Source organism: Christiangramia sp. 3-2217-3z (genome assembly GCF_051195275.1).
GTDB lineage: Bacteria > Bacteroidota > Bacteroidia > Flavobacteriales > Flavobacteriaceae > Christiangramia > Christiangramia marina.
On record NZ_JBNJLI010000012.1, the window covers coordinates 1 to 11,775 of the forward strand.

Annotated in this window: 11 protein-coding genes and 1 pseudogene; all 12 read left to right on the plus strand. The window is 30.4% G+C overall.

From position 1 onward, the window contains the following. Positions 1–171: pseudogene (locus tag ACSHZO_RS15165) on the plus strand (PIN domain-containing protein); the annotation flags it as partial. Between the two features lie 647 nt (positions 172–818). Continuing rightward, positions 819–2,099, plus strand: coding sequence for a DUF4236 domain-containing protein (locus tag ACSHZO_RS15170; protein WP_298248414.1), 1,281 nt, complete (start codon positions 819–821; stop codon positions 2,097–2,099). Between the two features lie 668 nt (positions 2,100–2,767). Further along, a complete protein-coding gene (locus tag ACSHZO_RS15175; protein WP_298332653.1) occupies positions 2,768–3,187 on the plus strand; it encodes a hypothetical protein in 420 nt (139 codons plus the stop codon). A gap of 271 nt (positions 3,188–3,458) precedes the next feature. Continuing rightward, positions 3,459–3,794, plus strand: coding sequence for a type II toxin-antitoxin system RelE/ParE family toxin (locus ACSHZO_RS15180; protein WP_298248351.1), 336 nt, complete (start codon positions 3,459–3,461; stop codon positions 3,792–3,794). Between the two features lie 5 nt (positions 3,795–3,799). Beyond that, positions 3,800–4,129: a helix-turn-helix domain-containing protein gene (locus ACSHZO_RS15185; RefSeq protein WP_298248350.1), complete on the plus strand. Its 330-nt coding sequence runs from the start codon at positions 3,800–3,802 to the stop codon at positions 4,127–4,129. Positions 4,130–4,317: 188 nt separating this feature from the next. Then, on the plus strand, positions 4,318–5,241 hold the full coding sequence (locus tag ACSHZO_RS15190; protein WP_298248349.1) for a DUF2971 domain-containing protein: 924 nt from the start codon (positions 4,318–4,320) through the stop codon (positions 5,239–5,241). Between the two features lie 1,831 nt (positions 5,242–7,072). Then, positions 7,073–7,693 carry a hypothetical protein gene (locus ACSHZO_RS15195; protein WP_298248347.1) on the plus strand — a complete coding sequence of 207 codons (621 nt, stop codon included), beginning with the start codon at positions 7,073–7,075 and terminating at the stop codon, positions 7,691–7,693. 171 nt (positions 7,694–7,864) lie between these two features. Continuing rightward, complete coding sequence (locus ACSHZO_RS15200; RefSeq protein WP_298248346.1) at positions 7,865–8,728, plus strand: GIY-YIG nuclease family protein; 864 nt, start codon at positions 7,865–7,867, stop codon at positions 8,726–8,728. Positions 8,729–8,893: 165 nt separating this feature from the next. Continuing rightward, entirely contained in the window at positions 8,894–9,664 is a 771-nt protein-coding gene (locus tag ACSHZO_RS15205) for a hypothetical protein (RefSeq protein ID WP_298248345.1), read from the plus strand. Between the two features lie 221 nt (positions 9,665–9,885). After that, entirely contained in the window at positions 9,886–10,221 is a 336-nt protein-coding gene (locus tag ACSHZO_RS15210; protein ID WP_298248344.1) for a type II toxin-antitoxin system RelE/ParE family toxin, read from the plus strand. A gap of 5 nt (positions 10,222–10,226) precedes the next feature. Beyond that, the gene (locus ACSHZO_RS15215; RefSeq protein WP_298248343.1) at positions 10,227–10,556 is read left to right on the plus strand and encodes a helix-turn-helix domain-containing protein; all 330 of its coding nucleotides are present in this window, start codon (positions 10,227–10,229) and stop codon (positions 10,554–10,556) included. Between the two features lie 225 nt (positions 10,557–10,781). Further along, positions 10,782–11,540 (plus strand): lipocalin family protein, encoded by a 759-nt coding sequence (locus ACSHZO_RS15220; RefSeq protein ID WP_298248342.1) that lies wholly within the window; start codon positions 10,782–10,784, stop codon positions 11,538–11,540. The last annotated feature ends 235 nt before the right edge of the window (positions 11,541–11,775 follow it).

Genomic DNA, 11,775 nt, shown 5'->3' on the forward strand with positions numbered 1-11,775 from the left:
GATTCCTTAAATTCAAATTTCAAAGATTTTGAAGATGCGCTACAAAATTATTCAGCAGTCAAAAATGGTAAAATAAGCATTGTTTTAACCAGGAATATTAAGGATTACAAAAAGAGTGAATTGGCAGTAATGACTCCTGAAACATATTTACGTGGAACCGCCAGTAGCTAACAACGGTTCATCGCCAATAGACGGCAGCGTTAGAAAGAAAATAATCAACTTGACCAACAACAAAATACTAAGCCGACAAACCCGCGTCCCTTACTCCGCCAACTTGCGATAACCGAAACCGTTATATGCAATTGCTCCGTACAGTTTTAGCTACATAAAACAGTAATTATCGAAACGGACAAAACCGTATAATAAGCCATAAATTGAAAGATTCGAGGAAAGAATCTTTTGTAAATAGATAATTTACAACATCCAGATCAGAAACGTAATTCTTCAATTTTCGTTCAAAATAAGATAATGACTAAAGAAGCTTTTGGTAGCTACTCAAGCACAAATTTAGCTACTGAGAACGTCATCAAAAACATGAATTGTACTAAGAAACGGACACTTACTCAGACGCAAGAATTGAAACAAATCGAGAAAGCTTTTCATTTAAACTAATATTTTCCCGACAGCGGCAAATCTCCCGTTCTTACTCGGACGTGTCGCAACAGCATATAACAACGAATATTCGCAATTGTGGCCTTTTCAAATAAAATAGTACTTTTAGAAACCAGGAAACAAAAACCTAAGCCGACAAATCCGAATACCGTCAACCACAACTGACGATTATTCGAAACCGTTAGCATAAATTCAATCCAACTAAAATGAGATATCGAAATAGAATCAAATTAGCACCAGGTGTTAACATAAATTTGTCCAAATCAGGAATCAGTACAACTGTAGGACCAAAAGGAGCAAATATCAATATTGGAAAAAATGGATCATATTTAAATACGGGAATTCCAGGTACAGGTTTATATAATAGAAATAAAATTTCAAGTTCCAATGGAAGATCTACTACTTCAAAAAACTCTTCTAGTACGCAAGTTGGTGTTCAACTTGATCTGAATGAAAATTATGATCCAGTAATTCAAATATTGAGCGAATCTGGTCAAAATATAACTAACGATACACTAGTAAATAAAATAAAAAGAACTCCAGAATATAAGGAGAACCTAAAAACTATTTACAAGAAATATCATGAATTAATACAGAATGAAACTTTAGGATTTACCGAGATTCATAAACAAATCATAACTCCAATAAAAAGGAAAACTGTAGAAAAAGAACTTGAAAAATTAAAACCTGAAATTTATTCAAGACTAAGGTTTGAGAAAAATAAACCTTTACTTCAAGAAATTGAAAAGGAACTTCTTAGTGAAGCTAAAGAAAAATATAAATCAATTCTTTTTTGGAAAAACGGAAAAAAACGTAAAATATATATTTCAGAGAATATTGAGAATAGGTTTGAAACCAGATTAAAAAACTGGGAAAATGAGAAAAGCTTTTTTGAAAGTAAGGAGTCAGAAAAAGAAGAAAAACAGAATAAGAAATTCAAAGAAGATTTCGAATTCAAAAAAAGAATATTGCAAGGTAATCTTGAAGGCACGAGTGAAGCTGTTCTTATGAATTTCGAAACAATTTTAAATGAAATAAGCATTAAACCAGAGTTTCATTTAGACTTTGAATATGATGAAAATCTAAAGCATTTCCACATTGATCTCGATCTCCCAGAAATAGAAGATTTACCAAAAGAAAATGCGAATATTTTAAAATCAGGCAAATTATCGGTAAAGGATAAAACTCAAAAATTGCTAAAAGAAGATTATGCTAATTGTATTACTGGGCTTGGTTTATTAATTGGTGGTGTAGCTTTTATGTCTGGCGTTGGAGTCGAAAAAGTAAGTATTTCTGGTTATTCTCAAAGGGTTGACAAAAAAGACGGTATAGAAAAGGATGATTATTTATATACGGTAGATTTTGACAGAGAACAATTTTCGAATATAAATTTCGAACACATTGAACCGTTAGAAACATTTAAATTGTTTCCACACAAAATGTCAATATCTAAAACATTTGAATTTACTCCAGTAGAAATGGCATAAAGAACCCACTTATGCTAACATCGGTTCATCGCAAATAACGGGTATAGCCGAAAAAGTTTAATTTTAGAAACCAAGAAAGAAAATAGTTAATCTGACAAGTGCGTGTCCTTACTCCCGCAACTTGCGATAACCGTAACCGTTATATGCAATTGCTCCGCACAGTTTTAGCTACATATAACATTAATTATCTAAACGGACAAAACCGTATTTTAAGGCATAAATTGAAAGATTCGAGGAAAGAATCTTTTGTGAATCTATAACTTTCGAAATTCTGATTCTATTGAAAATTTAAGAAAATAGCTCAGAAAGATTATTATAAGTAAATAAGCTCTTGGTAGCTACTCAACCACAAATTTAGCTACTAAGAACTTCATCAAAAACATGAATAGTACCAAGAAACGGACACTTACTCAGACGCAATAATTGAAACAAATCGAGAAAGCTTTTTCATCCAAACTAAAATTTTCCCGACAGCGGCAAATCTACCGTTCTTACTCGGACGTGTCGCAACAGCATATAACAACGAATATTCGCAATTGTGGCCATTTGAAATAAAATAGTACTTTTAGAAACCAGGAAACAAAAACCTAAGCGGACTAATCCGAATACCTTCAACCACAACTGACGATTATTCGAAACCGTTGGCAGCAAGCATTAAAAATTTCATTATGAAAAAACTTATAATATTATTTCTATTTCTATCAATCAATATCACTGCTCAGGAATTGACCGGTACGTGGAATGTCACATCTTATGAAGACGAAATTGTTTATTATAATCAAACGACAGATTCAATTTATTATAAAGATGAATCTAGAAAGACAGAAGCGGAGAATTTTAGAAAAATGTTTGAAATGATGATCCTACCTGTTACTTATACATTCAAAGATAATAATGAGTACGAAATGCTTCATCCAATGTTGGCGGAAATTAAAGGAACTTACAAAATAGATAGAAATAATAATTACGTCATATTATCAGAAAAAAATACAATGAATGATACATTACCATTTTCTATGAGTAATGAAATTCTGTATCTCAGAATGAAAATGGAAGAAGGATTTATGAAAATTGGATTGAAAAAATAGTTTCTTTTTAAAAACAAAGGGTTTACATGTATTCAAGAAGATTATTACTAAATGCCAGCTGCCAACAACGGTTAATCGCCAATAAGTGGCACTGTTATTAGGAAAATAATTAACTTCACCAATAAATCAATACTAAGCCGACAAATCCGCGTCCCTTACTCCGCCAACTGGCGATAACCGAGACCGTTAGCTGCAATATTTCTACAAGATAAGTTTCCATATATTGAAACTTATGTGTAATTTTGAATCAAGTAATTTTGATAGTAATTGGATGAAAGAAAAATTTGATGTTCTCTTTTTGGATCAGGCGATTGACTTCATAGAAAGTTTAGATCCGAAATCCAGAAAGAAAATAATCTATAATATTGACAAAGCTAAATATGTAAATGATCCAAAGTTATTTAAAAAGTTGACAGATAACATTTGGGAGTTTAGAACAAAATTTAGTGGAATTCAATATAGATTACTTGCATTTTGGGATAAAACTGATAATAAAGAGACTTTAGTAATTTCAACACACGGAATTGTTAAGAAAGTGAGTAAAGTTCCAAAGGCTGAGATCGATAAAGCAGAAAAAATCAGGACTGATTATTTAAAGGAAAAGTAAAAGTTATGGAAACAAAGAAGAAAAATAGAAGAATGACTTTAGACCAAATGAAGGATAAGCATATTGGAGAAATTGGTTCTGAAGAAAGAGAAAAATATGAGTTTGATTTAAGATTAGACGTTCTTGGAGAAATGATAAAATCAGTTAGAAAAGAAAGACATTTAACTCAAGAACAACTCGGAGAATTAATTGGTGTTCAAAAATCTCAGATTTCAAAATTAGAGAGAAACGCTAAAAATGTAACCATCGAGACAATTTTAAAAGTTTTCAAAGCATTAAAAGCAAATATAAAATTCAGCATAGAAATGGGTGATGGAGATTTCAAGGTCGCTTAGAACAAGAAATACAGCAGCTAACAACGGTTAATCGCCAATAAGCGGCAGCGTTAAAAAGAAAATATTTAACTTGACCAATAAACCAATACTAAGCCGACAAATCCGCGTCCCTTACTCCGCCAACTGGCGATAACCGAAACCGTTAGGCACAAGTATTTTAAGCACGTTTCAAATTTAAAAAATGTAAAATGATTGATATAAATATCAATTTTTTCAAAGAACTCTATAATGAAGATATACTTTATCATTATACAACATCATCTACAGCAATTGATTTCATTTTATATAATGAGGAATTAAGATTTAGCCAAAGACAAAAGTCTATAGATCCGGTAGAAAGCATTAAAGCAAATAGAAGTACATTTTTTAACACGGGTGGAGTAAATGATAATAAAATTAATTCCGATCATTATAATCAATCAGATGAGTTAATTAGATACATTTCGAATTTAGAAAAGGCATTCTATCAAATTTGCTTTTGCAAAAATTCAATGGGTAGCGATTTTGCAAATAAAAACTATATAACTCAATTTAAAGGAAATGAAGAACTTTTTGGCTTTACAAAGCCAAGAATGTGGGAACGTTATGGAGATAATTACCAAGGTGTCTGTTTAGCATTTTCAAAAGAAAAAATATTAAATAGAAATAAAAATAGATTTAAACTTCTCCATAAAGATGTTGACTATTTAAATTATATTGATCTCAATTGTCAAAAGATAGATGATATATCTGGAAATTATTTAGCTAAAGTGGGATTGGATCAATACAGAGAGGAATTAAGACAGACACTTGAATCTTCTTTTTTTTGTAAACATATTGATTATTCAGGTGAGGATGAATTTAGAATTGGTGTTTACTACGATGCAGAAAAATGTGCTGTAGAAAAATTTCGTGGAGAATTTAATTTTTTTAATTCTATGATGCTAGATATTCAGGAATGTTTAGAAGCAATTTTCATATCAAGTTTTGCCAACGAACAACAGAAAGAAAGATTCTTAAAATATGCTGATAAATTTAAAGTTCCAATTATAGAGATGGTCTGGAAACATAACTCATTTGAAGCAATTAATTATCGAGATTCTGAAAATTTATATAAATCATTAAAAATGTAAATAAAATACCAGTGCCTAACAGCGGTTCATCTCAAATTCCGGGTTTTACAAAAAAGAACTAAATTAGATTCCTAGCAAACTAAAGCGTTAGCCGACAAGTCCGCATCCCTACTCCCGCAACTTGCGATAACCGCAAACCGTTGGCAATAATATTTATACAAACGAAAATCTGGAAAATATTTAATATAATTTTACAGACAGAAATGATTAGTAAATTACGTATTAAATTAGCTTTTTATCAATATTCTCTATTATAACTGGGTTAACAATTGATATCTATTCGATAATAAATTTACGCCGATTCTAACAGGCTTATTTGCATTCATGGGAGTTTTTTGGGATATTACAGGTAATATTTTATTGAAAAAAATGGAAGATAGAATTAGAATCATAAATAAGTTCAAGTCGATGATTGGTGAGAGAAAAAAATCAATCAATAATCGACTGTTTTTTCTATGGCTTATCTCTTTAGTTAATATATCTATTATATTATTTTCAATAATTATTGCAATTGACTCGTCGAACTTAGGTTTTAATTTCGGTCTTGATAAAAAATGGGCCGATTCATCCTCAATAGTGATGTCCGGACTCGCCTTTATAATATTAACTCCGCACTTACTACTTGAGATTCTACTCATGAATCATCTAAAAAATGTGAGTTTGAAAAAAGAACCAGATGATAATAAAGTCTTAAATGCAAATTTTGAAAAACATATTAATTATCTAAATCAAAATAATACATCCAAAGTTTTGATGATCGTACTCACCTTAATTATTCTTTTCGGAGCTTTATTAAGCTCAGATAATAAAGGAGACATTTTATATTGGGGGCACTTCAAAATCCCTTTTTTAATTCTAATTCTTTTTATAATAAGCTATGTTATTAGTAATTACAAAAAATTGAATAGGAACATAAAAACATATGAGCAATAATAAATACTATTGCCAACAACGTATATCGCAAATGGCGGGTTTAATAGAAAATAATTAAATTAGTTTCCATAATTAACAAAACCGTTAAGCTGACAAATCCGCATCCATAAATCCGCGCCACTTGTCGATATACGAGGCCGTTGTGCGCAAGCTAAATTAGAATGAAATTTTGAATTCGGAAATTAAATACAAGATTTTACTATTTACAAAAGTTTTTATAATTCCAATAATTACCTTGGTAGTGATTTATATTTTGCAATTGAATCTATGGTTTTATCCATTCTTATTTAGTTTTACATTAATAGTATTAAATCTTAGATTATTGAAGCTAAGATTTATTTATAGCATTCTATTGAGCATTCTAGCCTCTTATTTTTCGTTTCTTATAGGTTGGTTCGGTTGGGCCTTTTGGTTTAAAATAGTAAAATCCTTAAATATTTCTAATGATATAAATATTGGAAATTGGTTTTACACTGATATTGCTTTTTGTATTTCAGCATTTACTATTGCTCCCTTTCTTACAATTTACCTAAACGGAAAACTTTTTCACAGAAGTGGGAAAAACATGAAATTCATGATGCTATTATCAATTTTATCTTTTATAGTTTTTAGCTTCTTTTATAATAACATGGAACCTGATAATATACTAAATATCATGAATTTATGGTACGTATACTTCCTAATTGTAATTCAATTAACCATTAATTTAAAATTTACAATATTTAAATTTTACAAAGACGATTTAGTTATTTAGCCGGCGCACAACAACGGTTCATCACCAATAGACGGCAGCGTTAGAAAGAAAATAATTAACTTGACCAACAAAACAACACTAAGCCGACAAATCCGCGTCCCACACTCCGCCAACTGGCGATAACCGAGACCGTTAGCTCCAATTATGCCAGAAGATTTTAAAGAAAGATTAGAAGGATTAGAAAATATTATCCACGGTGTATATCATAATGTGGAAATTTTAATATTTATGGCTTTTGGACTTCATAGAAGTACACATAGTTTACATAGTAATAAATCATTAATATGGATTTGGAGCAACACAATGGCAATACAAATAATTGATTTCTACAAACTAATTAATGCTAGAGAAAAATTTTCATTTATAAAAATCATCAATATTGCAAAGAACTTAAAGATTAAAGCAGATTATGACAAACTCGAAAAAGGAATTGATGAAATAACAAAAATATATACTGATCAAAATTATGAAGCTGTACGCAGTAAATATCTTGCACATCAAGATTTAAATGTTCCGGAGATCAGAACAGACTTAAAAGGAATAAATCAATTTTCAAAAAAGGCAATTGAAATCTTCCACATATTTTCGGAAGAATTCGAATATGATACTACAGAATTCGATAAAGAAATTGAAAGCTCATTTAAGGAGATTTTTGAAACAATTGAAAAACTTGAAAATTTAAACCTTTTCATATTTAAAAAAATATCTGGAAATGAAAAGTTGGTAGAAATTTCAGAACTTCAAAAGATAATAGAAAAAGCATAACAGGAGCTAACAACGGTTAATCGCCAATAAGCGGCAGCGTTAATAAGAAAATATTTATCTTGACCAACAACAAAATACTAAGCCGACAAATCCGCGTCCCGCACTCCGCCAACTGGCGATAACCGAGACCGTTGTGCAGCATTTAGATTAAAATCCAACTAAAATACATTGATGAAAAACTTTGGTAAAACAATAAAAATCTTCCTGGTAGATGGAGAACCAAATGGAAGAATGACCTGCGAACTTTCAAACTGGACAGGAAAAGCATTAAAAATTCCAAGGAAAAAAATTAAAGAGTCATCGGACAGACCAGAATTAGAAAATACTGGAATCTATATTTTATTTGGTAAATCTGACAAATCAGAAAACAAAGAACTAGCATACATAGGTGAAGCAGAAGGAATATACAAAAGACTAAACCAACATTTATCAGCTAAAGATTTCTGGAACGAAGCTCTCATTTTTGTAAGTAAAGATGAAAACTTGAATAAAGCTCATATCAAATATTTAGAAAGTAGATTACATGAGATTGCCATAAAGGTCAATAGATATGATTTAGAAAATGGTAATAATCCAACAAGATCAATAATCTCAGAATCTGACCAAGCAGAAATGGAAGAGTTTTTAGAAAATATAAAACTCCTAGTAAATGCTTTAGGTTTTAAAATCTTCGAGGAATTAAGAAAAGATCAAACTATTGAAGAACAAATAAAAAGTACATTTTATATCAATGCAGCAAGAGGTGCAAATGCAAAAGGCCAAATGACCAATGAAGGTTTTGTCGTACTGAGAAATTCAGAAATCGCATCTTCTCCAACAAATTCGTTTCCACAGAACTTGATTAACTTAAGACAAAGTTTAATAGACGATGATATCATAAGTCTGATTAATGATAAACTTATCTTTAAAGAAGATCATTTATTTTCAAGTCCAAGTGCTGCAGCTGCTGTTGTAATGGGAAGAAGTGCAAATGGATTAATCGAATGGAAGTTAAATGATGGTACAATATTAAAATCCGTGGAGTCGGACAACTAAACGCAGCACAACAACGGTTCATCGCCAATAAGCGGCACCGTTTGTAAGAAAATAATTAACTTGATCAACGAACCAATACTAAGCCGACAAATCCGCGTCCCTTACTCCGCCAACTGGCGATAACCGAGACCGTTAGCTCCAATTAATCAGAGAAATTTTGCATAAATGAAACTATTTATCACATTAATAATAACTCTAATTTCATTTAATATTTATGCTTGCGAATGTGCTCTAAGAAGTACAATGGAAAAAACAGAATCATCCGATTTTGTAGGAAGAGTAAAAATTAATCAAATTGAAAGAGATTCAATAAATCCAGAATATTTAAATCTTACCGTAGAAGTATTAGATATTTTCAAAGGAAATTTTAATAATGATCTTAAAATACTTACGGACAAAAGCATGTGCAATATATATACACCTAAAGGAACTGAATGGCTTGTATATGCTTCTTTTGATAAAAATGATAATTTGAGTTTCGGATATTGCTCAGGATCAATTCAAATAGATAGAGATTTAAATTCAGATAAATATCCTAACGCTGAGAAAAATTACAAAAAATCTATAAAAAGAAAATTAGAGTTATTAAAATTCTTAAATCAGAAAAACATTATATCAAAAAGTAACTCTTCTATCAGTTCAATTTTATCAAGTGATTGTTTAAATAGTATAAAAGGATATGAAGCAAAAGTAGCTGAATTTGCTGTTTATGAAGTTTCAATAAATAAAGATCTAACTGTTGAAAAAATTAAACAGATTAAAAAATTCAGCAATTCTCAACTAAATTCCCAAGTCGATAATTGCATTAAAAACATAAATTTTAGAAAACGTAATGAAAGAGAAAATCTAAAGGAAAAAACGAAAAAGATAATACCAATATTCTATTATGAAAAGGAACAAGATAATCCCAGTTTTATAAGCGGATGGGATTTATAATTAACTGGAGCTAACAACGGTTCATCGCCAATAAGCGGCACCTTTAGAAGGAAAATAATTAACTTGACCAACAAACCAATACTAAGCCGACAAATCCGCCTCCCTTACTCCGCCAACTGGCGATAACCGAGACCGTTAGCTGCAATATTTCTACAAAATAAAGTTTCCATATATTGAAACTTATGTGTAATTTTGAATCAAGTAATTTTGATAGAAATTGGATGAAAGAAAAATTTGATGTTCTCTTTTTGGATCAGGCGATTGACTTCATAGAAAGTTTAGATCCTAAATCCAGAAAGAAAATAATCTATAATATTGACAAAGCTAAATATGTAAATGATCCAAAGTTATTTAAAAAGTTGACAGACAACATTTGGGAGTTTAGAACAAAATTTAGTGGAATTCAATATAGATTATTTGCATTTTGGGATAAAACTGATAATAAAGAGACTTTAGTAATTTCAACACACGGAATTGTTAAGAAAGTGAGTAAAGTTCCAAAGGCTGAGATCGATAAAGCAGAAAAAATCAGGACTGATTATGTAAAAGAAAAGTAAGAGTTATGGAAACAAAGATGAAAAATAGAAGACTGACTTTAGACCAAATTAAGGACAAACATATTGGAGAAATTGGTTCTGAAGAAAGAGAAAAATATGAATTTGATTTAAGATTAGACGTTCTTGGAGAAATGATAAAATCAGTTAGAAAAGAAAGACATTTAACTCAAGAACAACTCGGAGAATTAATTGGTGTTCAAAAATCTCAGATTTCAAAATTAGAGAGGAATGCTAAAAATGTAACTATTGAAACCATTTTAAAAGTTTTCAAAGCATTAAAAGCAAATATAAAATTCAGCATAGAAATGGGTGATGGAGATTTTAAGGTTGCTTAGAACAAGAAATACAGCAGCTAACAACGGTTAATCGCCAATAAGCGGCAGCGTTAAAAAGAAAATATTTAACTTGACCAATAAACCAATACTAAGCCGACAAATCCGCGTCCCTTACTCCGCCAACTGGCGATAACCGAAACCGTTGGCGTTCATTTGTTCGGAATGTTTGGAACATATCATTTAAGTTGATATTTTCGAATGAATAATCAATAATTACACAAAATAATGAAAACTGCTTTATTAATTATTTGTCTTGTTCTTTTAAATTCTTGTAGAAATGAACAAAAGAATCAAGTTGAAAATGAGACTCAATCTTTATCAAAAACAAATGAGAAAAGAAATATAGACAACGAGTATGAAATAATTATTGGATCGTGGAAAGATACTTCGTCATCAGAACTTCATTTTACCTTATTCGCAGATGGAACAGCTCGTTCCGACAATATGAAAACTTTATTATATCAGAAGTGGAGAATTAACAATGATAAATTAATTTTGATAGTCGAAAGTATCGGAAACGGTACTTCCTCAACTGAAGAAGAAATATATGAAATTCAAAAACTGAATGAAAATGTATTGATTTTAGGAAAAAATGGTCAGTCATACGAATATATAAAATCAGAAGATAAAAATAATAGAGATGAAAAATTCATAATTGTAGATACCGATGATATAAACCAAAAATTGAATAAAAGAATTGAAAATTTATCTGCAAAAGAAGTGATGAAATTATATTATCCAATCAATGTGAATGGAAAAGAAGGAAAAGAGAAAATAGAAGTATCGGAAAAAAACGCAGAGAATGGAAATACTTTAATAATTTTAATCCACGATAACTTATTAGATGATTCTCTAAAGGGAGAAAAACATATTATGGAGTTGAAAATGACAAATAATAAATGGACAGTTATTTCTATAAAGAAAAACTGGAAATGTCAATCTAACAGAGGTCACACTCAGTGGGGAATAGAAATGTGTACTTAAAATAACCCTTTGCAAAAAGAAAACAAACGAAACGCCAACATCGTATAACAGCAAATAGCGGGCAGTTTGCTTAAAAGTATTATTTTAGAGACCAAGTAACTAATAACAACTAAGCCGACAAAAACGTGTCCTTAATCCACGCCACTTGCGTTATACAAGACCGTTGGCTGTAATTATTTAGAGTGAGTGTAACTAAAGCATTTTTTCTGACTTTGCTATTAATGATGGCATATTT